Raw genomic sequence first — 25,112 nt, 5'->3', positions numbered from 1 at the left:
GATTGCTCACATCCTTTTTTTGTTACTGCGCAAATCTCTTTAAAATTCCCAGCATCACATGAACGGCTGTATCCATTCCCTCTGCTGTGATATGCTCATAAGGGCCGTGGAAAGCATAGCCGCCTGTTCCAAGATTCGGACAGGGAAGTCCCCGGAAACTAAGCTGAGCTCCGTCTGTACCTCCGCGGATCGGATCTGTATTGGGCTCCATTCCCAGTTCTCTGATTGCATCCTTTGCATAATCCACAAGCTGCATACATGGCGCTACTTTTTCTATCATGTTGCGGTACTGCTCATGAATTTCAAGTTTTACTGTTCCCTGACCATATTTTTCATTCATGATTTTTTCAATATGTCTCAGAGTATTTTCTCTTGCCTCAAAAGAGGCTGCGCTGTGATCACGGATAATATACTGAAGCGTTGCATTCTCCACAGTGCCTTCCATCTCACAGAGATGGAAAAAGCCTTCATACAGCTCTGTATGTGCAGGTGTTTCCAGATTTGGAAGCATACTGTTGATCTCCATTCCCACAAGAGCCGCATTTATCATTTTGTTCCTGGCTTCGCCTGGATGAATATTAAATCCTTTGATTTTAAACACTGCCTCGCTGGCATTAAAATTCTCGTATACAATCTCATTTTCACAGCCGCCGTCTGCAGTATAGGCATACTGGGATCCAAATGCCGGAATATCCAATTTATCTGCGCCGCTTCCCACCTCTTCATCCGGTGTAAAAGCAATACATACTTTTCCGTGAGGCATGGTTCCCTTCAGCAGCTCTTCTGCAACTGTCATGATCTCTGCGATTCCGGCTTTGTCATCTGCCCCCAGAAGAGTGGTTCCATCCGTAGTGATCAGTGTTCTTCCCTTCAGCTCTTTCAGATGAGGAAAGGTCTTAACAGAAAGCACCTTTCCGCTGTCTCCAAGCGTTACGTCCTCTCCATTATAATTTCTGTATATCTGAGGATTTACATGTTCTCCGCAAAAATCCGGAGCAGTATCCAGATGAGCGATCAGGCCGATGGCAGGTTTGTCTTCATATCCCGGGGTTGCCGGAATCGCCCCGTATACATAACAGTTTTCATCCACTCTGACATCTTTCACTCCAAGTTTTTTCATTTCCTCTGCAAGAATCTCTGCAAGATCAAACTGGCGTCTGGTGCTTGGCGTTGTATTGCTGTTTTCGTCACTTGTCGTGTGGATTTTTACATAATTCAAAAATCTCTCATATGCTCTCATGTCATTCTCCTGTTCTGATGCTTGATTTACAGTGAAGCCTTCCGGATAAAGGCCGCAGCTGTTTTCTGAATAAACTCATTATAATATAAGAATGTTTAAAATACAACGAATCCTTGCTCTATTCCGATCCATTGGTTCCCGGTCAGCCTTTTTCTCTGTTTGTCATTCCCTTCTTCATATGGTATACTTGCATCAGTGGGAAATCCTACAATTATCCATATCGGAGGTACAAAATGACAAAAAAGAATCTGATCGTCGGACAGTCCGGCGGCCCTACAGCAGTGATCAACAGCAGTCTTTACGGAGTGGTTTCCGAGGGAATTGCTCATTCTGATGAGATTGGCGAAGTTTACGGTATGGTAAACGGAATCGAAGGCTTTCTTGAGGACAGGATTCTGAATTTCCGTGAAGCTCTGCCAGGTGAACAGCTGGATTATCTGAAACACACACCAGGCGCTTATCTTGGTTCCTGCCGTTACAAACTGCCGGAATCTCTGGAAGATCCGGTTTACCCTCTTCTTTTCGAAAAATTCGAGGAAATGAATATCGGCTGGTTCTTCTATATCGGGGGCAATGACTCCATGGACACTGTAAGTAAGCTCTCCAGATACGCTGCTCAGACAGGCAGCTCTATTCGCGTGATCGGCGAGCCTAAAACCATTGACAATGACCTTGTACATACCGATCATACTCCGGGATACGGAAGCGCCGCAAAATATGTGGCATCAACAGTACGCGAGATCACTCTGGATGCCAGCGTTTATGAAAAAAAATCCGTAACCATTATTGAGATCATGGGACGTCACGCCGGCTGGCTTACTGCTGCCTCTGCCCTTGCCCGCAAGTACAAAGGCGACAATCCTTTCTTTATTTATCTCCCGGAAAGCGCTTTTGATACAGAAAAATTCCTCAAAGATGTAGAAAGTGCTTTTGAAAAAAACTGCAATGTAGTTGTGTGTGTTTCCGAAGGAATCCATGATGCGGACGGTACCTTTATCTGTGAGTATGACAGTTCTGTGGGGACAGATACCTTTGGTCACAAAATGCTTGCAGGCTGCGGAAAATATCTGGAAAATCTGGTTCGTGACCGTCTTGGAGTAAAAGCCCGTTCTGTAGAGCTGAATGTAAGCCAGCGCTGCTCTGCTTCTCTTATCTCCGCCGCTGACCAAAAAGAGGCGGTTTCCGCCGGACGTTTCGGTGTTCAGGCTGCTTTAAATGGCGAAACAGGCAAAATGGTCTCTTTTGTCCGCCGTCAGGCTGAAGACGGATCCTATCAAATGGAATGTGGACTGGAAGATGTAAATCTGATCTGCAATGAAGAAAAAGAAGTTCCGGCTGAATGGATCACAGAAAACGGTTCTGATGTATCTGATGAATTTATAAAATATGTGACTCCCCTTGTTCAGGGCAGTGTCAATGTACCTCTGGGCGAAGACGGTCTTCCGGTATTTGTTTACAGAAAATAAAATATACGAAAAATCAAGAAAGAAGCTGACATATAAGCAGCTTCTTTCTTGATTTTATTATTCTGAAAATTCTTTATGATCTCTTTCTAATTGTTCTTCTACTTCTTTTTGTTTTCTCTCTTCTTCTTTTTTCTCATCCCTGCTTTTGGGAAGGATCACATTCAGCAGTACAGCGATTATTGTTGCAAGCACTACCGGAGATTTTCCGAATATTGTAGTAACCCATGCCGGAAACGTAGAAAGCGCTGCCGTTGCCTGAGAAACGCCTACTCCCAGAGCTGCTGCAAGACCTACGATCGAGGAATTGCGGTAATCCATTTCCGCAGAAGCCACCAGCTTCATTCCGGTCATTGCTATAGAGGCAAAAACAGAAACCGTTGCTCCACCCAGTACACACTGAGGAATCGTAGTGAGCAGGGCTGAAAACTTCGGAACAATTCCCGCTACTGCAAGAATCACTGCTGCCAGCCCCAGAACACAGCGGTTAATAACTTTTGTTGTGGTGACAATACCGACATTCTGGCTGTAGGTCGCTGTTGGCAGGCATCCAAAGCATGCGCTTAAAATATTCGTCAGTCCATAGCCCACAATACCGCTTTGAAGCTCTCCGTCCTTAGGTGTCCGGTTCATTGCTCCGATGGTGGTTGCAGAATAATCGCCGATCGCCTGAACAGAATTAATTGCAAACAAAAGCCCTATAGCCACGCAGGAAGAGATCTCAAATTCTATCCCAAAATGCATAAATTCCGGAACCTGGAACATGCCCGCCTCACCTACGCTGGAAAGATTCACCATTCCAAACGGAATCGACACAATGTAACCTGCAATAATTCCAATAAGAATAGAAGCCAGTTTCCAGATTCCTTTTCCAAAATGGTTCAGAGCAGTCACTACTGCAAGAGTAAAAAACGCAACCAGCCAGTTCTGCCATGCTCCATAGTTTTCACTTCCCACTCCTCCTGCCATATAGTTAATGGCCGTAGGATAAAGAGACAGACCTATGGTGAACACAACGGTTCCTGTGATCAGAGGCGGGAAAAATACACGGATTTTTTTTACCAGAAGTCCCATAATAAGGGCCACGATACCACCTACGATCTGTGCTCCAAAAATCGTAGCAATCCCATAGCCTTCTGCAATAGCCTGCATACTCGGCACATAGGCAAAGCTTACTCCCATGATCATGGGAAGGCCTGAACCAATTGCAAATTTCCCTCGTTTTCCAATGGGAAAAAGCTGAATCAGCGTAGCAAGCCCGGACATAAGCAGAGAAGCCTGTATCAAAATTACACGGTCCTGGGAATTCAGACCGCCTGCTGCGGCTCCTGCCACGATAATTGCCGGCGTAACACAGCCAACGATCATTGCAACTACATGCTGGAGAGCAAGGGGACAGGCTTCCCGCAGCCTGGGTACCCCATCCAGCTCAAAAATACTCCCTCGTTTCATAAAAATCTCCCCTTCCTTTTCTTATATGAATAATACTGCTTTGCTTATTATACCAGACAAAATGCATAAAAACAATTAGGTGAACTAAAAGTTTTTGTATGAAATATCACCAAAAAACAGGAGGGATTTTTGTGTACTTTTTTAGTAAATATTCATTTCCCGATTATCATCACTGAGTGATCTGTTTCATTAAGTAAGGAGCTCAAAGGTGTGATACAGATCTATTCTTCCATACCCCCATTCCGGATTTGGATACTGCATATCTTCTTCTCTGACTGCCCCTCTTCTCAGATAATTTTTTACACTGTTACCGGAAAAAAAAGGCTCGTTGCCACGGATAATGGCCCACTCAAATAAAAGAGCTGCAATACCTGAGGTCTGCGCCGCTGCAAGACTTGTTCCCGATGACTGTGTGTACGTTCCTGCCGGTCCTGAAGCTGCAGCTTTCATATCCACCCCGGGTGCTGCAAAATCAGGCTTTACCACATTATCTGTGTTGTAGCCTCTGCTGGCTTTGCTGTAAAGGCTGTCGTCTCTGTACTGATAGGCTGTCACAGTCATTCCATTTACCGCGTCTCCCGGCGCAGTAACCGTATACTCCGGAGATGACTCCAGAAAATACGTCTCCTCTGAGATCATCCCCTGTACAGGAAGCCATACATGAAATCTTGCAGAACTGTTCAGTCTTCCTGAAGTTTCCAGTTTCCAGATTCCCTCTGCCGGATGGAGAAAACGAAAAAAAATCAGCGTATTTCCTGATCTCCTTTCAATTGGAACATAATTTACCATCACCTTTGTTTCCACAAACACAAACGACAGCTCCTGAGTCCCGTATTTCAGAGCGCTGCTTACCTGCAGCCTTTCCCCAGTCGGAGACTGAATAGTTACATGATAAAAATCCGATGCCTCTCCCCAGAATTCCATAGAAAATCCATGTACCGCTTCCTTTGCCCCCACTCTCAGCTCCAGAATATCAGAAGTGGTTTTTTCGTCCAGAAGCCCCATATAATGACGTCTTGCCAGTCCTTCGTTTCCAGCTGCCACAGATACACAGTTCTGGGTAAAATCAGCAATACTGCTGATATACTGGCTTAAAGGACCGTCGCCTCTGTGAGATCCCTGGCTGCTTCCCAGACCCACGCACACAGACAGAGGTTTCTGATAACGCAGGGCGCATTTTATTGCATAGGAAATCCCAAGCATAATATCATCCTCCTGAAACACCTCAGCCTCAGGAGGAATCAGATACAGCTCTCTGAGATATTCCTTGGCAGGCTTCAGCTTTACAATTACCAGCTCCGCCTCCGGCGCTGCCCCGGAAACGCCCTCTTCCAGATTCCTGTTTCCCGCTGCTATGGAAGCAAGCCGTGTCCCGTGTCCGTTAATGTCTGCAGAAGGAACGATTTCCTGCGGATTTTCGGACTGCAGGGCTCTGTTGATCTCCTGCCGGGTAAAAACCTGTCCATAAGGCACTTCCTCTGACTCCCCTGAAGGAAGGCTCTGATCCCAGATGCTTACAATCCGGCTCTGGTTTCCATTTCGAAATGCCGAATGAGTATAGTCGATCCCGGAATCAATAATCGCAATCAAAGTTCCGGCTCCCCTCAGCCTCAAATAAGGATGTTCATGAAGCCGATTGATGCCTGAGGCATTCAGGCCGCCCTGATCCATATATGTATAACACTTGGGAACGGAAGAGTAAGAATAGCTGTTGATCACAGATTCCGGTACCTGAGAAGCCGGTATATAGATGACTCCAAAAAGCTCATTGATAATCTGAAAGCTCCTGTCCGACTCATAGTTGACAGCTCCGTCAACATTGCGGCTATACCGGATAATAAAGTTCTGATAGCTTTCATTCTGGGCAGGAACTACCTGTATTCCATCAGGTATTTCCCTGTTTTCTTCCGGCTGAGGAATCACACCTGCCAGTTCCTCTGTAAAAGGCAGTCTTGTTTCCTCCACAGTCAGATTTTTCTCTTCTGTCCATAATCCGGGCTCATAGTCTTCTTTTTTCAGCATATCTTCTCCAGAACACTTTTTATCAGCCTATGCCGTTCTTCTTACAATATGTGTAAAAAAAGCTCCCGCAGATCTTTCTGCGGAAGCCTTTTTACACATGCTGTCAGCCCTGATTTAACACAGAACGGACATGTTCTACTTCTTCTCTGGTTGCCTTTGCAGCCGGTACATAATAGCCCTTTGTCCTGGCAATTCTGTAAATCTCTTCCTGAGACATCTCGCACTGGTTACGGATCTGCTTCAGAGTCTGCTTCAGTTCCGGATTCTCTGTCTGAGGAATCATTTCACCATAACGGACAAGCTCTCCGTTAATACCTGCCAGCGTATCTGCTACCATTGTTTTTTCGTTCATCTGTGCCACCTCCTACTGTAAAAACTGCATAAGCTGCTGCTTTGTCTGCTGTGCGGACTGCGCAGATTTCTGGAAAAACTGTTTTACTTCCATATCCTCTGCTTTCTGTGCATAGTCCTGCATTTTACAGTGTGTGGTGTCAAATCCGCCGATCAGGTGACGCAGATTCTGTAAATCAAGTTCTGAAATCTCTGTCATGATACTACCTCCTCAATATTATGTTACAAAAGATAGTATCTCAGAAAATCAGATTTTTATTCGCCGATGAGCCAGTTGTACATTTCCTCATACTGGCTTGCAGAATGACCCCAGGAGAAATCCGCCGCCATAGCGCGGTCTACCAGCTTGTTCCATTCTCTCTTGTTGTCATAGAATACTCTCTCTGCATTTCTCACAGTGTCCATCATCTCATGGGCATTATAGTTTCGGAAGCTGAATCCGGTTCCTGTTCCCTCAAACTCATTGTAAGGCTGAACCGTATCCTTAAGCCCGCCTGTTTCGCGAACGATCGGCAGTGTTCCGTAACGAAGACTCATCAGCTGGCTGAGGCCGCAGGGCTCAAACAGAGACGGCATCAGGAACGCATCGGATGCTGCATAAATGCGGTGGGACATCGGCTCGTCATAATAGATCTGAGCAGAAACCTTTCCGTGGTACTTCCAGTCAAAATGACGGAACATATTTTCGTAGCGCTCGTCTCCGGTTCCGAGGATCACAAACTGAACGGCATCCTGGCACATTTCATCCATCACATAGGCAATAAGATCAAAGCCCTTCTGGTCTGTGAGACGGGATACGATTCCGATCATCATTACCTTTGGATCAACCTCAAGTCCCAGGTCTTTCTGAAGCTGAAGTTTATTTTTTATTTTTTCCTTGCGGAAATTACGGGCGTTGTAATTCTGAGTGATAAAAGGATCTGTTTCCGGATTAAATACATCATAGTCAATTCCGTTTACAATTCCTCTCAGGCTGTTGGATCGGGCGCACATCAGCCCATCCAGGCCCTCTCCGTAAAACGGCGTTTTAATTTCTTCTGCGTATGTATTACTTACAGTAGTTACCGCATCCGCAAAAACAATTCCGCCCTTCAGGAAATTGGCGTCTCTGTATGCTTCCAGTTTATCTGGAGCAAAATAATAATCAGAAAGACCTGTGATCTCCCTTACTGTTTTTACATCCCATACTCCCTGGAATTTCAGGTTATGGATAGTCATAACTGTGCGGATCCCTCTGAAAAATTCATTCTGCTGGAAAGAATCATGAAGATACACAGGAACAAGACCTGTCTGCCAGTCATGACAATGGATCACATCCGGGCGAAAACCGATCACAGGAAGTACGGAAAGAACCGCTTTTGAGAAAAATGCAAATTTTTCCAGATCCCACGGAGCGCTGTCATAAGGCTTTGGACCGCTGAAATAATATTCATTGTCAATAAAGTAAAACTGAATCCCATCATACTGCATCTGCATAATGCCCACATAGCAGTTCTTAAAACCAAGATCCATATAAAAATGGGTCACGTATTCCATTTTATCTTTCCATTCCTGCTTCATGCAGGCATATTTCGGAAGGATGACACGGATATCAAAATAGCGTTTATCAAAATATTTCGGAAGTGCTCCCGCTACATCTGCCAAACCTCCTGTTTTAATAAACGGTACTGCCTCTGATGTTGCAAATAAAATCCTTTTCATCTGTAAATACCCCTCCTTAGTGGCTTGAAGTTATTTTTATTATACCCCAATTCACTTTTATTTAAAAGAGTGTTTTTTGTATTCCAGCCGAATCTTGTCTGCGATCAGGGCAATAAATTCTGAGTTCGTAGGCTTGCCTTTGCCTGTGCTTACCGTATATCCAAACAGCTCGTCAATGGTGTCCATCTTGCCTCTGCTCCACGCCACTTCTATGGCATGACGGATGGCACGTTCCACCCTGCTTGGGGTTGTCTGATGTTTCTTGGCAATGGTAGGATACAGAACCTTGGTAATAGAATTCAGCATTTCCATATCATTGACTGCCAGGATAATGGCATCTCTCAGATACTGATATCCCTTGATATGCGCAGGAACTCCGATCTCATGGATGATATTTGTCACATCTCCCTCCAGATTATGCGTTCCGTAATCCGCCTTTTCTTCCTGCACTGCCTGACGCAGAAGCGGCTCACGGTTTCTTCTGTCTCCAAAGCGGCGCAGATGTTTGATCCGGTTCAGAAGCACCTGATTGTCAAAAGGCTTCAGCATATAATAATCTGCTCCCAGATTAAAGGCATCCTCTGTGATCCTTTCCTGCCCCACTGCCGAAACCACAATAAAAGACGGCAGTTTCTTTACCGTCTGATCATGGCTGCACTGTTCCATAACTGTAAGTCCGTCCATCTTCGGCATGATAATATCCAGGATGACTACATCCGGTTCTTTTTCTCTGATGATATTACAAATTTCTTCTCCGTTGTGCGCTTTCCCCACCAGTTTCAGATCATGATCCTCTTCAATCATTCGGCCCAGTACTTCTACCATTTTCTCGTTATCATCTGCAACTGCTACATTTAGTTTCTCCATAAGACCAATTCCCTCCTCATTTTTCACAGCCAACCTTCCACAGCTGTGGTGAATTTTCGTTTACTCTTTCATGTCACAGCTATTATAGTAGAACATCACAGGCGAAATCAAGCCGAAACTGGGTGAAATGCCGGTTTTTCTTTCGCCTTCTTTCGAGATTTAAGTACATTTTACCCCATAAAACCACATTCCCGCCTGGTTTTAATTCCTGGTTTTGTGCAGTTTTATGAGGGTTTCCGCTGTTTTGACCTGTTCTTCTATTTTTCTACATTTCCCACAAAAACAGGTTTTCTGTCCTGTTTCCTGTATCTGTTTTTTCTGAAGCGTTACTTGTTTTTTATATTTTCCAGCATGGTCTCTGCAAAAATACCATATCCGCTTGTTGAATCCTGTACAAATACATGTGTCACTGCTCCGGCAAATTTCCCCTTCTGAAGTATGGGACTTCCGCTCATTCCCTGAACAATACCGCCTGTGATCTCCAGAAGCTCAGGATCTGTCACATGGATCACAAAGCTTTTGTTTGTATCTTCATGGTTCATGTCAATCCTGGTAATTTCCGCGTCATATTCCTTTACGCTTCCATCCACACAGCAGAGAATGGACGCCGATCCGACTTCCAGTTCCTGTTTATAAGCCACTTCTGTTTTTTTCACCGGAATTCCGGCTCTTCTGTCATAAAAAGAACCGTAAATACCATTTTTGCTGTTCGTGTCAACAGCGCCTATAATCTGGCCGGGTTCATAGCGTATGAGCCCGGAAAGTTCTCCCGGACTTCCGCTCTTTCCTTTCTGGATACCCAGGATCTCCGCCTGATATAACGCCCCTTTGCTGATATGAAGAAGCTCCCCTGTATCCACATCACTGATTCCATGACCCAGGGCGCCGTAACGGCCTTTTTCGTCCACGAAGGTGAGGGTTCCGATGCCCTGGGTATTGTCCCGTACCCAGATACCCAGCTTGTATTCTCCTCCGGCATCCTTTACAGGAGTCAGTGACACAGGAATTTTTTCTCCGTTTCTTATAACATCCAGAATCACATCCTCTCCGTCCAGAATTTCCAGATCCTCCATCAGTTCCTTTTTGTTGCTTACCTTCTGTTCATTAAATGCCACAATATAATCTCCGGGTCTGACAATATTTTTTGCCGGCTCCCTTGCAGTTCCTCCTTCACACAGGATCTCTCCTGTATCAATGATCAAAACGCCCTCTGTTTCCATATAAATTCCCACTGTACTTCCGCTTACATACACAGAACCGGCCTCTGCGGGAGTCACTTTGATATCCTTAAATGGTATCATTCCCAGAAGTCTGCAGGGCAGCAGATAACTGCCTTCTCCGGACACAGTGATCGCATCCTCAAATTCCAGCAGAGGATGCTCCAGAAGCTCCTGCACCTCATGGGCACTGCTCTCTGACACATGTATCTCATCAGGAACCTTGCGGTCCATATAACGGTATCCCAGCCAGCTCATAGCAAGTACATCCAGCCCGAGACACCAGAAAAGAAATTTTCTGTATCTTCCTCTTCTGTTCATTCTGTCACATCCTTTCGCATAATAAAAAAGAGAGAATAACCTCTTCTGTCATCCTCTCTTATTATGCGGTGAATATTTCTATTTCACTCTTGTATTTTTATGTACTTGTGCCAATTCTTTCATTTCCATTGCATTTTTGAGAACGGCCTCCGTGATCTCCGCTCCGCCCAGAAGTCTGGCAAGCTCACGAACCGATTCCCTTTCACCAAGGGGATGGATCTCTGTGATCGTCTCGCTTCCCTTCTGATGTTTTTCGATCTCAAAATGAGTGTCTGCCATTGCCGCGATCTGGGGAAGGTGCGTGATGCACAGAACCTGATGGCAGCTTCCGATGACAGCCATTTTTTCGGATACCTTCTGAGCCGTCCTTCCACTGATTCCTGTATCAATCTCATCAAAGATCAGTGTTTCAATCTGATCTCTGTCTGCAAGAATCGCTTTTATCGCCAGCATGATCCTGGACAGCTCACCGCCGGAAACGATCCTTCCCAGAGGCTTCACACTCTCGCCGGGATTTGTGGAGATTTCATATTCAATGCTGTCATAGCCGTTATCTGTAAACTCCTGCTTTCTCTGAAAATCAATCCGGAATTTTACATCAAGAAAGTTCAGATCCCTCAGACCTTCAATAATCTTTTCTGTTAATGTCTTACTGTAGTCTTTCCTGATTTCTGATAAAACATACGAATCTTTTTCCAGCTGCTCTTCTGCTTTTTTCAGATTTTGCCGGGCTTCCAGGAAATTTTCTTCATACCTGGCAAGCTTTTCCAGTTTTTGCTGCTGTGTATTCTGATATTCCAGGATTTCCTCTATGGTACGTCCGTATTTTGCTTTCAGCCCGTTGATCTGATCCAGACGTTTTTCTGTCTCATAAAAGGTTTCATCATCAAAGCTTAAATCCTCCACATAGGAAGAAAGCTCTCTGTTAAAATCATTGAGAAGCCCGTCGATCTCCTGAAGAGTCTCTGCCATAGATTCCAGCTGCGTATCGTACTCTGTCACCCTTAAAAGCTCCCGTACTCCGGTTCCGACCGCCTCTCCGGCCCCCTGTCCGGAATCATACCCGGTAAGGCTGTGAACGCTCTGCAGGGTTTCCAGAATCAGCTTTCCATTGTTCAGCCTGCGGTAAAGCGTTTCCAGCTCCTCGTCTTCACCCGGCACTAAATGAGCCTTCTCGATCTCACTGATCTCAAATTCCAGAAATGCCTTTTCACGGTTTCTCTGTTCTTCATCTGTATCCAGTTCCTTCAGAGCCCGCATATATTTGCGGTATTCCTCATAGGACTGTCTGACCGCTTCCTTTGCCGGACGTATCTTTTCTCTTCCATATGCGTCCAGGATCTCCAGCTGTTTCTCCTGATACAAAAGAGACTGATGTTCATGCTGGCCGTGTATATCCAGAAGACATTCTGCCGCCGCCTTCATCTGGCCTACGGTACAGGTTTCACCATTGATCTTATTAATGCTTCTTCCATCCATAATCTTCCGTGAAAGAAGAACCTGTCCCTCTTCTGTAAAAATTCCAAGAGAATTGAGCGCCTGCTCTGCCTTTTTGTTTTCTACCTGGAACAAAAGCTCTACCAATGCACAGGAAGCTCCTGTGCGGATCATATCTCTGGCGGTACGTCCGCCAAGGATCAGCTGCATGGAACCAAGAAGAACCGACTTTCCTGCTCCTGTCTCTCCTGTAAGAATGTTAAGCCCCGGACCGAACTCTACCTCAATGTCCTCGATCAGAGCAAGATTTTTTACATGCAGATGAATTAACATTTTCTCGCCTTCCTATTTCTGCAATATACTTTTTAAACGTTCTGCCACACTGGAAGCCTCTTCCAGTGTTCTGGCCACGCACATGACCGTATCGTCGCCTGCAATACTTCCAAGAATTTCCTCCCAGTTCAGGGCATCCAGAGCAGCCGCTACCCCCATTGCCATGCCGGGAACCGTACGGATCACCAGAATGTTCTGGCCCTGATCAATGGTGAGAAGAGCGTCATGGAGCACTCTGGTATATTTTTCTCCCATCTCTGTAGGAAGCTCCTGCAGGATCACATAGCGGGATTTTCCGTCTTTGCCTGTTACTTTCATCATTTTAAGGGCACGGATATCTCTTGACACCGTTGCCTGTGTGACCTTGAACCCTGCCTCGTTAAGGCGGGACGCAAGCTCTTCCTGCGTATCAATATCATACTGCTGGATCAGTTCTTTGATTTTTTCATGTCTTGCTACCTTCACAATATCCCTCCGTCCGGTACCTTAGTTATCGCGCATTTTCTGCCTCAGCACTTCTACAAAGCTTAAATGGTTCAGCTTCAGTATCCTGCAGCTTACTGAAGCCTTTTTTATGATAATTTTATCTCCTGTTACCATTGGGATCACCGTGTCTCCGTCAAAAGAAGCCAGACCTTTTTCCTCATTCTGCCTTCTTCCCTCACCAATCTCCACTGTGATCACATCCTCTGCCGGGAAAATAATACTTCTTGTATTCATGGTATGAGGCGCTATGGGTGTCATCAGAGTCATCGATGCATCCGGAGACACCACCGGTCCGCCGCAGGACAGACTGTAGCCCGTAGATCCCGTAGGCGTGGAAATAATGATACCGTCTGCATTATAAGAATTCAGATATTCATTATTTACATAATTTTTAAACCGGACCACCCTTAAGGGTCCCTCTCTGCAGATCACAATGTCATTAAGAGCAACATCCTCACCAATAAGCTTTCCGTCTCTCCACACGCTTCCGGTAAGCATCATCCGCTCTTCGATCTCATAATCATCTGCCATCAGCTGATCCAGAGACGGATAAATGGAATTTTTGTCCACCTCTGCCAGAAATCCCAGAGTTCCCAGATTCATTCCCAGAAGCGGGATCTCTCTGTGGACCACATCTCTCGCCGCCTGAAGAAGGGTTCCGTCTCCGCCCAGTACAAGAATACACTGAGTTCCCTCAGGAATCAGATCCGGATCCGTGTAGTGGAATTTTCCTCTCTGCCTGCGTTCTGCCTGCTGTACCCTGCATTCTTTTCCATGAGAAGTAAGATAGGTCTCTATTTCTTCCGTCAGCTTAAAATCCCTGTCCTTGGCATCGTTTGTAATAATATAAAACCTGTCCATAGCATCCCTTCCCTAATCCAGCTGATCGTGAGCCTGGCGCACGATGTTCTCAGGCTCCACTTCCGGTGAGGAACCTGTAATAGTTCCCTCAGGCTGCTTTTTCAGATGAAGAAGATATTCAATATTCCCTTCCGGTCCCTTGATCGGTGAAAAAGAAAGGTGACGCGGTTCAAGGGCAATGGACTGCGCATATGCGATTACTTTTTCAATCACCTCAAGGTGTACTGCCGGATCCCGGACAACACCTTTTTTCCCCACCTTTTCTCTGCCCGCCTCAAACTGCGGCTTGATCAGGCACACGATCTCTCCATTCTCTGTAAGAAGATTTCTTACAGGAAGAAGAACCTTGATAAGGGAAATAAAGGACACGTCAATGGAAGAAAAGTCCGCCGGCTCCTGAAGGTCTTCCGGAACCACATACCTGATGTTTGTTTTTTCCATACATACCACACGGGGATCATTGCGAAGCTTCCAGTCAAGCTGTCCATATCCCACATCAATAGAATAGACCTTTACTGCGCCGTTCTGAAGCATACAGTCTGTAAATCCTCCGGTGGAAGCTCCCACATCCATGCAGACCTTTCCGTCAAGAGTCACCTCAAAATGATTCATGGCTTTTTCCAGTTTCAGCCCTCCTCGGCTTACATAAGGAAGGGTATTTCCTCTTACCTCGATCTTAACCGTCTCCTGAAACATGGTTCCTGCCTTGTCTTCTTTCTGTCCGTCCACATACACATCCCCGGACATAATATATGCCTTTGCTTTTTCTCTGGATGGCGCCAGGGCCCGCTCCACCATCAAAAGGTCAAGTCGTTTCTTCATTTCTGCTCCTTATACCCGTCCTCTGCTGTTTTTTCTTCCTCTAATTCATTTTCTATGGCGCTGAAGATTTCTGCCGGAGACAGACCGATCTTAGCTCTCAGGCTGTCCACCTCTCCATGCTCCACAAAGCGGTTCCAGATGGCAATGGGAAGTACCCGCGTTTCCGGATGGCAGGCTTCCATATAAACTGCCACATGTTCGCCAAAACCGCCGCTTTTTACATTTTCCTCTACTGTTACAAAAAGGCTGTGATCCTTTGCCAGCTCATCCAGAAGCCCGGTATCCAGAGGCTTGACAAACCTTGCGTTTACAAACGTTGGATTCTCTCCCTTGGCTTTCATTTCTCTGTACACCTGCTCACATACTTCAGTCATGCTTCCCACTGATAAAATCGCTGTTTTTTCTCCCCGGTAAAGAATCTCGCTTTTTCCATACTGGACAGGACTCTGAAACTCTTCCAGCCCCTGATATGCGCCTCCCCTGGGATAACGGATCGCGCAGGGACCTGCCATATATGCGGAAAACTCCAGCATTTTTGACAGTTCCCAGGCATTTTTCGGAGCCATCACTGTCATATTGGGTATCATGGTCAGATAAGACAGATCAAAGCATCCCTGATGGGTTTCCCCGTCAGCTCCTACAAGTCCCGCCCGGTCAATGGCAAAAATCACGTGCAGGTTCTGCATGCACACGTCATGCACGATCTGATCCACTGCTCTCTGCAAAAAGGAGGAATAAATAGCCACTACCGGAATCATTCCGCCCAGAGCAAGACCTGCTGCAAATGACACTGCATGCTCCTCTGCAATTCCCACATCAAAAAACCGGTCCGGAAATTCCTTTGCAAATCTTTTAAGCCCGGTCCCTTCCCGCATAGCCGCAGTAATACAAACCAGCTTTTTCTGCTCTTTGCCAAGAGCTGTCACTGTATCCGAAAAAACATCTGTATAGGTAAGGCTTTTCTTTGCTGACAAAGACTTTCCTGTTTTTATGTCAAAAGGACCTGTACCGTGAAAACGGTCCGGATGAACACAGGCGGGCGTATAGCCTCTGCCTTTTTCTGTAAGTACATGAACGATCACCGGTCCTTCTACCCGTTTTGCCTCATTAAACAGACGCATCATCTGGCGCATATTATGTCCGTCAACCGGCCCCAGATAAGTGATTCCCATATTTTCAAACAACATGCCCGGAATGATCAGCTGCTTGATGCTGCTTTTTGTTTTCCGCATGGTGTCCACAATAGCCGGTCCTATTTTCGGCACTTTTTTCAGTGTTTTTGTCACATTAATCTTCATTCCGGTATAGGACTCTGCTGTGCGCAGCGCACTTAAATAGGAAGACATTCCTCCTACGTTTTTTGATATGGACATATTATTGTCATTGAGCACAATAATAAAATTCGTTTTCAGCCCTGCCGCATTGTTCATGGCCTCATAAGCCATTCCGCCTGTCAGAGCGCCGTCGCCGATCACAGATACTACCCGGTAATTCTGTCCCAGAAGATCTCTGGCTCTTACGTATCCCAGACCTGCAGAAATAGAATTGGAGCTGTGACCTGCGTCAAAAGCGTCACAGTCGCTTTCTTTTCTTTTTGGAAAACCGCTCATGCCGCCTTCCTGCCTGAGTTTTGCAAAGCCGTCCTTTCTTCCGGTCAGGATCTTATGGGTATATGCCTGATGTCCCACGTCCCAGATGATCCGGTCCTGAGGAAGATCCAGCACATTATGAAGGGCAAGCGTCAGCTCCACAGCTCCCAGATTTGACGCAAGATGTCCTCCTGTACGGCTGACCGATTCTATTAAAAACTGTCTGATCTCTTCTGCCAGAAGCGGAAAATCCGCCAGCGCGATCTTGTGAATATCATTGGGCTTATTGATCTTTTCCAACATCCTTCGTGTCCCTCTCTTACTTCCTGCGCCCTGCCATTTCCCTGACCAGAGCCGTCAGGAATTCATTTTTTCTGTTCAGCTTTTCCAGAGAAGAAACCGCGCTTTCAGAAAGCGCTTCTACCTGTCGGGACGCCTCCTCTGTACCGAAAAGTGTCACATATGTAATCTTATTGTTCTTTTCGTCACTGTGAACCGGCTTGCCAAGCTCTTCGCTTGTAGATGTCACATCAAGAATATCATCCCGGATCTGAAAAGCCAGTCCGATATCTGACGCGGCGCTTTCTACAAGAGCAAGCTCCTGTTCATCTGCGCCGCCCAGAACTGCTCCTGCCATCATGGAGGCTTCCAGAAGAGCTGAGGTTTTGTGTTTGTAAATATAATCCAGCATTTCCTTGCTTAAAGGCTTGCCGTCATTTTCCACATCCACACTCTGGCCGCCCAGCATACCGAAAATCCCAGTCTTTTCTGCCATAATCCGAAGAGCCTGTATCACACGCGCATCTCCCGGAGCATGATCAAAAGCCCGGAACATGGTTTCATAGGCATAATTTAAAAGAGCTGCCCCTCCCAGGATCCCCATGGCTTCCCCATATACCCTGTGAGCAGTCAGACGCCCTCTCCTGTAATCATCATTATCAATTGCCGGAAGATCATCATGGATCAGAGAATGCGTATGAATCATCTCGATTCCTGCCATAAAAGGCTCTGCCAGAGCCTCGTCTCCGTCAAAAAGCCGGCAGCACTCCAGAAGAAGTACCGGGCGCAGACGCTTGCCTCCTGCACACATACTGTAATTCATTGTCTCTGCCATGGTTCTGGCAAAACCTTTTTCTTCTGGAAGCCAGCGGCGGATCACTTCTTCCGCATGATCCGTCCGTTTTTTCAGTTCATCCTTAAAATTCCCGTAATGTTCCATCTTCATCCATCTGGAGCATTTTTTTTTCTACTGTGTCCAGCTTTTCGCTGCAGTATTTTAAAAGCTCCATTCCTTCTTTATAAAAGCGGAACGAATCTTCCAGAGAGGTCTCGCTGTCCTCCAGCCTTTCTGCCAGTTCTCCCAGCTTTTCAAAGGCTTCCTCCAGGGTCTTCTCTTTTTGGAGATCCGTTTCCTGGTTAATCGTCTCTGTCATGTTTCCCATGTTTCCTTTCTGATTCCTGTAACCTCAGCTTCGATCACACCGTCTGTCACAGAAATTTCCATCCGGTCTCCCGGCTTTATGCCTACCGTTGTTTTGACTGCCCTGCCCCGGCTGTCCGCCACAAAAGCGTAGCCCTGGCTGAGCTTGCCAAGGGGCGAAAGTCCTTTATAACGTTCCAGATAAAGCCCCAGCACATGGCGTTTTTCCTGAAGCTTCCACTTCATCCCGTCTCTGAGGGCATCCTCATAATCCAGAAGAAGCTGTCTTCTTTCCCTCAGCCTGCTTTCCGGACTTAAATACTGAAATCTCATCTGAAGCTGATCCAGACGTAAACGCTCCAGATTCAGCTTTGCATTCATCCCCCGGTTCAGACGCTCACGGAAACTGGCGGTATTCTCAACCAGCTTCCCATACTGAGCCACAGCCAGCTCTGCTGCCGCTGACGGTGTAGGCGCTCTCAGATCCGCCACAAAATCCGCAATGGTAAAATCTGTTTCATGTCCTACCGCGGAGATCACAGGCGTTCTGCAGTCAAAAATAGCGCGGGCTACTTTTTCTTCATTAAAGGCCCAGAGATCCTCTATGGAACCTCCGCCTCTTCCAACGATCATTACATCCACACCGGCTTCATCCAGCATACGGATACCCTTTACAATACTGTCCGCAGCTCCTTCTCCCTGTACCAGTGCCGGATAGAGGATGATCTGGACATACGGATTTCTTCTCAGAGAAATATTGCGGATATCCTGTATGGCCGCTCCTGCAGGCGCAGTTACCACACCCAGTCTTCGGATAAATTCCGGAATGGGCTGTTTATATTCCTGGGCAAACATTCCCATTTCTTCCAGTTCTCTTTTCAAAGCAAGAAAACGTTCGTACAGAACGCCTTCTCCTTCCTGGGTGATCTCCTTTGCATAAAGCTGATAACGTCCGTCCCTCTCGTAAACGTCCACAGCTCCGCCCACTACCACCTGATCTCCGTCTTTCATGCGGAATGCCAGTCCGCGCCTGTGTCCGGCAAACATCACGCAGGAAAGAACTCCTGTCTCATCTTTCAGAGAAAAATAAATATGTCCGCTTGGGTGATATTTACAGTTGGAAACCTCACCCTTTACATATACCTTTTTCAGGACAAAATCCTGAAGGAACATATTTTTTACATAGCGGTTGACCTGACCTACGGAATAAACTCTTTTCATTTTCAGTTCTTGCTTTCTTCAGATGACGGCTGTTCCTTTTTTTTCTGATTTTTGCTGGATCTGATAATGATCTTTGCCTGGTGGGAAGGACGATGTGTTCTGCGCACAGGACCGCCCTCTTTCTTTCCGCTTGCGATCTTTCCAAGGATTCCGTTTACAAAGGAACCGGAATCTTCTCCGCCGAAAAGCTTGGCAAGCTCTACTGCCTCGTTGATGGCAACTCCTACCGGAATCTCCTCATCAAATTTCATCTCATAAAAAGCAAGACGGAGAGCAGTCAGGTCAACCCTGTTCATTCTGCTTGTTTTCCATCCCTGGCTGTATTCATTTAATTCCTGATCGATTTCTTCAATATGCGCAAGAATATCATCGTATTTCTTCTTCATGACAGCCTGCTCTTCTTCTGTCAGCTCCTCCAGACTGTCAAAGTAAAGAGAAAGCTGCTCCGGCATTTCTCCCTCTTCATTAAACTGTGTCATAAACAGCAGTTTAAAAATATGTTCTCTCTGTTCGTGTCTTCGCATAATTCCTCCTCATATAGAAAAAAGGAAAGGGTTACTTTCCTTTTTCGTTCTCCATATCTACACCAGCAATGCGGATATTTACATCTGCAACCTCAAGGCCTGTCATATTCTCAATAGATGTCTTTACCTTGTCCTGAACCTTCCGGCTGACGTCCAGAATATTTTTTCCGAAATCAATATTCAGTGTCAGATCCACTGTGACAACGCCCTCCAGAACAGTAACCTTTACGCCCTTGGACAGGTTCTTCATTCCAAGCTTGCTTACCAGTTCATTTGTGATGTTTCCGCCCATGGATGCAACGCCCTCAACTTCTGTAGCCGCAAGTGCCGCAATGATCGTCACCACTTCATCTGCGATCTTTACTTCACCGATACCTCCTACATCCTGTATTTTATAGGTTGTTCTTTTTTCTGCCATAATAACTCCTCCTAAGGATTCAGAATCAGATACTCCGGTTAAGGAACAGACTTTTTCATGTTTCCTCTGTCCCTGTTAATAAGCTTAGTATATCAAATTTTTACAGAAAATAAAAGCATTTATTATTTATTTCATTTTGTATCGGTTCTTCTGATAAAGTTTTTATTTACTGAACTCTGTCAGTACAAGATCCGGATTCCGGTCCTGAGTCATGCCCACGCTCCATGCATTTACAAACAGAAGCAGAGGATTTCCTTTCAGGTCTGTTACCTTTTTCATATCTGAGGTTCCTGTGATCTTTGCCACATCCACTTCATCCTTATTGGCGATCCACCGGATATGCTCATAAGGAAGATTTTCCAGACGGATCTCTACATTATATTCATTTTCCAGGCGGTATTTCAGAACATCAAACTGCAGGACACCCACAACGCCCACAATGATCTCTTCCATTCCTGTATTAAACTCCTGGAAGATCTGAATGGCACCCTCCTGGGCAATCTGATTGATTCCTTTTACAAACTGCTTTCTTTTCATGGTATCAATCTGACGGACACGGGCAAAATGTTCCGGCGCAAAGGTAGGGATTCCCTCAAAGGCAAACTTTCTTCCCGGTGAACAGATGGTATCTCCAATGGAAAAAATGCCCGGGTCAAATACGCCGATAATATCTCCTGCATATGCCTCGTCAACCACATGACGGGATTCTGCCATCATCTGCTGTGGCTGCAGAAGGCGCATTTTTTTGTCTCCCTGTACATGATATACCTCCTGGGAAGCGTCAAACCTGCCGGAACAGATACGCATAAAGGCAATTCTGTCACGATGAGCCTTGTTCATATTTGCCTGGATCTTAAACACAAAAGCAGAAAAATCGTCAGACATAGGATCAATCTCTTCCTCATCTGCAATACGCGGAAGTGGAGAGGTTGTCATGGACAGGAAGTGCTCCAGAAAAGTCTCCACACCAAAGTTTGTCAGCGCAGATCCGAAAAATACCGGAGTCAGCTCACCTTTACTTACCAGCTCCTGATCAAAATCTGCGCTTGCTCCGTCAAGAAGCTCGATTTCTTCCATTAGCTGTTCCTTCTGATCAGGATCTACGATTTCATCAAGACGGGAGTCATCGATGTCGATCTCCTCAATGATTCCCTCTTTTGTTCCTTTTTGTGTATCGGAAAAGGTCAGCACCTTATGGGTGTTTCTGTCATAAACGCCGCGGAATTTTTTTCCGGAACCAATAGGCCAGTTAATAGGGCAGGTCGCAATTCCCAGTTCCTTTTCGATCTCATCCAGAAGATCAAAGGTATCGTTTGCGTCTCTGTCCATTTTGTTGATAAATGTAAAAATCGGAATGTGGCGCATTACACAGACCTTGAACAGCTTTCTTGTCTGCGCCTCCACGCCCTTGCTTCCGTCAATGACCATGACAGCGGAATCTGCTGCCATCAGGGTACGGTAGGTATCCTCCGAGAAATCCTGATGTCCCGGTGTATCCAGAATATTGATACAGTAGCCGTCATAATGGAACTGAAGCACAGAGGAGGTTACGGAAATACCTCTCTCCTTCTCGATCTCCATCCAGTCAGATACCGCATGGCGGGCAGTTGCCTTTCCCTTTACGCTTCCTGCCAGATTGATGGCGCCTCCATAAAGAAGGAATTTTTCTGTCAGTGTTGTCTTACCGGCATCCGGGTGGGAAATAATGGCAAAGGTTCTTCTCTTTTCTATCTCTTTCGCATACTTGGACACGTTTAAGCCTCCTGTTTTCTATTCATACAAACTCATAACATACTCACACATTCTAGTATACAAAAGCCTGCACTGTCAAGAGCAATCGGACAGGAAAAATCCCCTCTCCCTGCCGGAAGAGGGGCGCCTTTTTCTATTCATCCGGATACCGGTCAGTCATAAATCCCTTCTGTCTGTATTACATACTCGTCTGAAGCCTCTGCCGAGGTTTCCTGCTCCTCATAATCCTCTCCGGATCCCGATGCTTCTCCTGAATCTTCTGTTTCACCGATCTCCTCAGCCTCTCCGTTTGTTTCCTCCAGCTCCTCTTCACCTTCCGGGACAGCTTCTGCTTCATCGCTGCTCTGACTCAGAGGTGTGATCACAATATTTTCTGCTGCGATGCCGGTCTTTCTTTTTACAATATCCTCGATCTGCGCCCTCTGCGCATCCTCCAGAGCGCTGTCCGGCACTACAATATCCGCTGTCTCCCCGGTCAGATTCACAACCACATTCTCAAATCCTTTTGCTTCCAGAAGAAGCTCTGCCGCCGCTTCTTTTTCCGCAAGCTCAGTCATGGATACCATGGTATTGATGGCTTCCTGCTTTTTCTCCTCACTGATATCGGTATTTCCAATGATCTCCTGAAGCTCTGCCTTGTTCTGAGAGCGCACCTGCTCTCTGGAAAGCTTTGCCTGGGCTGCAAAATCAGAAGCTCCTGTAAGTACGGCTTCTCCGGGAGTTCCTGTAGTTGAAAGATCTCCCTGGCCATCTGCCCCGTTCTCATCCAGAAGGGCTGTTTCATCTGTCAGATCATACTCTACCTCCTCCAGAATACTGCTGCTGTCTGTACTGGCCTCTTTATCCTTAAATCCCAGATCTACATCCGCAAAATTCAGGTATCCGGCTACTGCGATCAGAATTGCCAGCGAGGTGATGATCACCTGATTCTTTTTCATGATTTTTTTCACTTTACTCTCCTCATTTCATTTTCATTATTTTTATTTTATGGGCTTCAATCTGAAATAATGCCATTACAGCCTGCTGAATATTCTGCACGGTAACAGAATTATCCGCCCCCTCTGCCGCAATCAGCACACCTGTCACTTCCGTGTTTTCCGTTCCGTAAAATCCCTGTTTTCCCTCTCCGGTCATCAGAAGTACCTGCACCTTTCCCACACCTTCTGTATTTTCCAGAATGGATTCCAGCTTTGCCTCCAGAAGTGTTCTGTCCCCCTCACAGCTTTCTGTATTTTCCGTAAGATCCTGCTTTTCCTCTGTCTGTTCCTTACTGTCTGATACCGGAAGCGCGATTACTGTCAGAAGCATTCCCAGAAGCAGAAGAACCATCCACTGCTGCCCCGTCATTTCTGTCAGTAAGGATCTTACAGTCCTTTTCTTCGATTCCGAAGCTCTTCCTGAGGTCATCCCGAATCCCCCTTTCCTGTTCCCGGGTCAGCTCCTGTTTTACAGTCAGTACTGCGGATATCCGCTCTCCTTCTATATGTACGGCAGTCTCAGAAGGATTTATTCCTGATTCTTTTAACAATTCTTCAATTTTAGAAGAAATCTCATTTTCGTATCCCTGTTTCAGATAAAAAGTCTGAAGCTCTTCTGCTTCCATCCTGTCCATCCTTTTCTGTTCCTGATAAAAGGTATCTGCAAAGCCTTCCAGAAGCTGCCCGCTTTTTCCAAATACAGCAAACACAGGCGTGCAGAGCATGTAGATCAGAAGAAGTCCCATAAACGAACGCACATAGCGTTCATATTTACGATCAGGAACCAGCTGAAGAACTGCTGTAAAAAACAGATAAAAAACTGCAAGACTTTTCATCCACTGGTAAATGTCCTCTCTCATACGCCGCCTCCCTGTATTCCTGCCATAATGATCAGAAAAGTCAGAATACAAAGAACCTCTGCTGTAAAAAGGATTTTCAGCAGGATCTCAAAGCCTTCTCCCATGGTAGACAGACATTCCACCATCCGCTTATCCGATATCGGCTGAGATACTGCTGCCAGAAACCGGTAAGTTAAAGACAGCATCCCATAATGGATCACAGGTCCTGCCCCGGCAGCCACTGTTGCCAGAAGGATAAGAACTCCAAGGCAGTTGCGTACAAGGACCGCACTGGTGATCACCAGCTCTGTTACCATGTTCACAGCATTTCCAACTCCCGGCAATGCTCCTGCCGCTTTTCCGATCACACTTCTTTTCAGAGAATCCATAACCGGAGCCACCAGCCCCCGGACAACCTGAAGCCCTGCCACAAGGCCCAGAAGAGTTTTTAGTGCCCAGCTGATCACTGTTTTTAAAAATTCTGCAAATTTTCCCAGCATTTCTTCTCTGGACAGATGATTTACCAGACGCAGAAGAACATAAATCTCCGCCGCAGGTAAAAGAACATTCAGAAGAATCCACTGGATCAGCCACACCAGAAGAAGAACTCCTTCATAAAACACAGCTGCTGACAGAGCTCCGGAAGATGCCGCCACTGTCATAAAATATGCCGGAGACAGCGCCTTCATAAATTCCACGATCCAGGAGATCGTATGATGCAGCGAACGTGTTTTTTCATAAAAAGAATCCATCAGAAGCGTAAACAGAAGAATATACACCACATAAAAACTGACATCTCCCACCTGTCCGTTTTCAAACACAGAAGCAAAATTTGTAAACACTGCCGCAAGAATCACCAGCACCAGAATTTTTGCAAACAGCTCCCTCTCTCTCTCAAAACCGGAAAAAAAAAGACCGCGCAGAAATTCCTGCACTGTCTCTTTTGAAATCGCTTCTTCCCCGTTTATTAATTTCTTCAGAGCTTCCTGAAAAGAAAAGCTTTCTGTCCCCAAAAGCTCGTCCAGCATCCTCTGAACCTGACCGAAATCAAGCTCCGAAAGAAGCTCCCCCTGGATCTGCTCTGCCGTATCAGCCTCTTCTGCCCCTTGTACGACTTTTGTTCCGCAAAAGATGATAAATGCGGTGCATAAAACAAAAATCCCAGTTTTATAAAGCCTCTTCATACAAAAAACTTCTGGATCGTATCCAGAAGCGCCATCAGCACAGGAATACTGAGGACCATAATAGACAGCTTACAGAACAGCTCGATCTGTCCTGCCGTTGCCTGATGCCCTGCATCTCTGCATATTCCTGCAGAAAACTGTCCGATGTAGGTAATACCGATCATTTTTATCAGCGTTGCCAGATAGCCTTCATCCAGAGGAAGGCTGTCTTTCAGCCGATCCACCGCTGAAAATATATACTCTATCTTTCCTGCTGCAAGCCCCAGGATCATAATCCCGATTCCCACAGTTACAAAAACAGCGTATTCCGGCTTTGTTCCTTTCAGAAAAAATCCAAGCATTACGCCGCATACACCAAGAAGAGAAATCTTTATAATATCCATGCTCCGCTCCTTCCGCATCTGCTCCGTCTACATAACAAAAAGAGTCTGTATACTTTCAAACAGATCGTATATATAGGGAACGATCCAGAAGAGAACCACCAGAAGTCCGGCAAGACTTACCAGAAACGCCTGCTCATCTCTGCCACTGTGTTTCAGTATCTGAGAAAGAACAGAAACAAGGATTCCCACTGCCGCTATTTTAAAAATAATACCGACTTCCAAATCGTCCTCC

General features: G+C 46.0%; 26 protein-coding genes. 1 reads left to right on the top strand and 25 read right to left on the bottom strand.

Annotated features, from left to right (window positions below):
- Positions 1-22: 22 nt before the first annotated feature.
- Positions 23-1,240, bottom strand: coding sequence for a peptidase T (pepT, locus tag NSA57_RS01045; RefSeq protein ID WP_257463738.1), 1,218 nt, complete (start codon positions 1,238-1,240; stop codon positions 23-25).
- A gap of 233 nt (positions 1,241-1,473) precedes the next feature.
- Between pepT and NSA57_RS01040 the strand changes: the two genes are divergently transcribed.
- Complete coding sequence (locus tag NSA57_RS01040) at positions 1,474-2,706, top strand: 6-phosphofructokinase (protein WP_257463737.1); 1,233 nt, start codon at positions 1,474-1,476, stop codon at positions 2,704-2,706.
- Positions 2,707-2,763: 57 nt separating this feature from the next.
- Here the strand turns inward: NSA57_RS01040 and NSA57_RS01035 are convergent, their stop codons facing one another.
- The 24 genes from NSA57_RS01035 to spoIIIAC form a co-directional block, all read right to left on the bottom strand.
- On the bottom strand, positions 2,764-4,155 hold the full coding sequence (locus tag NSA57_RS01035) for a uracil-xanthine permease family protein (RefSeq protein ID WP_257463736.1): 1,392 nt from the start codon (positions 4,153-4,155) through the stop codon (positions 2,764-2,766).
- A 189-nt stretch (positions 4,156-4,344) separates the two neighbouring features.
- Complete coding sequence (locus tag NSA57_RS01030) at positions 4,345-6,177, bottom strand: S8 family serine peptidase (protein WP_147598061.1); 1,833 nt, start codon at positions 6,175-6,177, stop codon at positions 4,345-4,347.
- Between the two features lie 103 nt (positions 6,178-6,280).
- Positions 6,281-6,529, bottom strand: coding sequence for a spore coat protein (locus NSA57_RS01025; RefSeq protein WP_022067033.1), 249 nt, complete (start codon positions 6,527-6,529; stop codon positions 6,281-6,283).
- Between the two features lie 12 nt (positions 6,530-6,541).
- Positions 6,542-6,727 carry a hypothetical protein gene (locus NSA57_RS01020; RefSeq protein WP_022067034.1) on the bottom strand — a complete coding sequence of 62 codons (186 nt, stop codon included), beginning with the start codon at positions 6,725-6,727 and terminating at the stop codon, positions 6,542-6,544.
- 56 nt (positions 6,728-6,783) lie between these two features.
- Positions 6,784-8,229: a glycogen synthase GlgA gene (gene glgA, locus NSA57_RS01015; protein ID WP_138269987.1), complete on the bottom strand. Its 1,446-nt coding sequence runs from the start codon at positions 8,227-8,229 to the stop codon at positions 6,784-6,786.
- Positions 8,230-8,286: 57 nt separating this feature from the next.
- Positions 8,287-9,096: a sporulation transcription factor Spo0A gene (gene spo0A / locus NSA57_RS01010; RefSeq protein WP_022067036.1), complete on the bottom strand. Its 810-nt coding sequence runs from the start codon at positions 9,094-9,096 to the stop codon at positions 8,287-8,289.
- Positions 9,097-9,422: 326 nt separating this feature from the next.
- The gene (gene spoIVB / locus NSA57_RS01005) at positions 9,423-10,634 is read right to left on the bottom strand and encodes a SpoIVB peptidase (RefSeq protein ID WP_257463735.1); all 1,212 of its coding nucleotides are present in this window, start codon (positions 10,632-10,634) and stop codon (positions 9,423-9,425) included.
- 78 nt (positions 10,635-10,712) lie between these two features.
- Positions 10,713-12,404: a DNA repair protein RecN gene (gene recN / locus NSA57_RS01000; protein WP_022067038.1), complete on the bottom strand. Its 1,692-nt coding sequence runs from the start codon at positions 12,402-12,404 to the stop codon at positions 10,713-10,715.
- Positions 12,405-12,416: 12 nt separating this feature from the next.
- Positions 12,417-12,869 (bottom strand): arginine repressor, encoded by a 453-nt coding sequence (gene argR / locus NSA57_RS00995; RefSeq protein ID WP_173752040.1) that lies wholly within the window; start codon positions 12,867-12,869, stop codon positions 12,417-12,419.
- A gap of 21 nt (positions 12,870-12,890) precedes the next feature.
- Complete coding sequence (locus NSA57_RS00990) at positions 12,891-13,751, bottom strand: NAD(+)/NADH kinase (protein WP_022067039.1); 861 nt, start codon at positions 13,749-13,751, stop codon at positions 12,891-12,893.
- 12 nt (positions 13,752-13,763) lie between these two features.
- On the bottom strand, positions 13,764-14,573 hold the full coding sequence (locus NSA57_RS00985) for a TlyA family RNA methyltransferase (protein ID WP_257463734.1): 810 nt from the start codon (positions 14,571-14,573) through the stop codon (positions 13,764-13,766).
- Positions 14,570-16,465 carry a 1-deoxy-D-xylulose-5-phosphate synthase gene (gene dxs, locus NSA57_RS00980; RefSeq protein ID WP_257463733.1) on the bottom strand — a complete coding sequence of 632 codons (1,896 nt, stop codon included), beginning with the start codon at positions 16,463-16,465 and terminating at the stop codon, positions 14,570-14,572. Before dxs ends, NSA57_RS00985 begins: the two co-directional genes overlap by 4 nt.
- A 16-nt stretch (positions 16,466-16,481) precedes the next feature.
- Positions 16,482-17,381 carry a polyprenyl synthetase family protein gene (locus tag NSA57_RS00975; protein ID WP_257463732.1) on the bottom strand — a complete coding sequence of 300 codons (900 nt, stop codon included), beginning with the start codon at positions 17,379-17,381 and terminating at the stop codon, positions 16,482-16,484.
- Positions 17,359-17,595, bottom strand: a complete 237-nt coding sequence (gene xseB, locus NSA57_RS00970) for an exodeoxyribonuclease VII small subunit (protein WP_022067043.1) — start codon at positions 17,593-17,595, stop codon at positions 17,359-17,361. The genes NSA57_RS00975 and xseB overlap by 23 nt, the downstream gene beginning before the upstream one ends.
- A complete protein-coding gene (xseA, locus tag NSA57_RS00965) occupies positions 17,592-18,803 on the bottom strand; it encodes an exodeoxyribonuclease VII large subunit (RefSeq protein ID WP_257463731.1) in 1,212 nt (403 codons plus the stop codon). Before xseA ends, xseB begins: the two co-directional genes overlap by 4 nt.
- A 2-nt stretch (positions 18,804-18,805) precedes the next feature.
- The gene (nusB, locus tag NSA57_RS00960; protein WP_022067045.1) at positions 18,806-19,327 is read right to left on the bottom strand and encodes a transcription antitermination factor NusB; all 522 of its coding nucleotides are present in this window, start codon (positions 19,325-19,327) and stop codon (positions 18,806-18,808) included.
- 31 nt (positions 19,328-19,358) lie between these two features.
- On the bottom strand, positions 19,359-19,745 hold the full coding sequence (locus NSA57_RS00955) for an Asp23/Gls24 family envelope stress response protein (RefSeq protein WP_022067046.1): 387 nt from the start codon (positions 19,743-19,745) through the stop codon (positions 19,359-19,361).
- Positions 19,746-19,907: 162 nt separating this feature from the next.
- A complete protein-coding gene (locus tag NSA57_RS00950; protein ID WP_257463730.1) occupies positions 19,908-21,497 on the bottom strand; it encodes a peptide chain release factor 3 in 1,590 nt (529 codons plus the stop codon).
- A 152-nt stretch (positions 21,498-21,649) separates the two neighbouring features.
- Positions 21,650-22,447 carry a SpoIIIAH-like family protein gene (locus NSA57_RS00945; RefSeq protein WP_022067576.1) on the bottom strand — a complete coding sequence of 266 codons (798 nt, stop codon included), beginning with the start codon at positions 22,445-22,447 and terminating at the stop codon, positions 21,650-21,652.
- A gap of 10 nt (positions 22,448-22,457) precedes the next feature.
- Positions 22,458-22,826 carry a SpoIIIAG-related protein gene (locus tag NSA57_RS00940; protein WP_022067577.1) on the bottom strand — a complete coding sequence of 123 codons (369 nt, stop codon included), beginning with the start codon at positions 22,824-22,826 and terminating at the stop codon, positions 22,458-22,460.
- Complete coding sequence (locus tag NSA57_RS00935; protein ID WP_138269977.1) at positions 22,765-23,334, bottom strand: stage III sporulation protein AF; 570 nt, start codon at positions 23,332-23,334, stop codon at positions 22,765-22,767. The genes NSA57_RS00940 and NSA57_RS00935 overlap by 62 nt, the downstream gene beginning before the upstream one ends.
- Positions 23,331-24,497 (bottom strand): stage III sporulation protein AE, encoded by a 1,167-nt coding sequence (locus tag NSA57_RS00930; RefSeq protein ID WP_257463729.1) that lies wholly within the window; start codon positions 24,495-24,497, stop codon positions 23,331-23,333. The genes NSA57_RS00935 and NSA57_RS00930 overlap by 4 nt, the downstream gene beginning before the upstream one ends.
- A complete protein-coding gene (locus NSA57_RS00925) occupies positions 24,494-24,880 on the bottom strand; it encodes a SpoIIIAC/SpoIIIAD family protein (RefSeq protein ID WP_022067580.1) in 387 nt (128 codons plus the stop codon). Before NSA57_RS00925 ends, NSA57_RS00930 begins: the two co-directional genes overlap by 4 nt.
- 27 nt (positions 24,881-24,907) lie before the next feature.
- Entirely contained in the window at positions 24,908-25,102 is a 195-nt protein-coding gene (gene spoIIIAC, locus NSA57_RS00920) for a stage III sporulation protein AC (protein ID WP_022067581.1), read from the bottom strand.
- Positions 25,103-25,112 lie beyond the last annotated feature (10 nt).

The organism is Blautia caecimuris (genome assembly GCF_024622975.1).
GTDB classification, from domain to species: Bacteria; Bacillota; Clostridia; order Lachnospirales; family Lachnospiraceae; genus Blautia_A; species Blautia_A caecimuris.
Note: the sequence above shows the minus strand (reverse complement) of the source record. Positions and strands in the feature narration are given on the sequence as shown.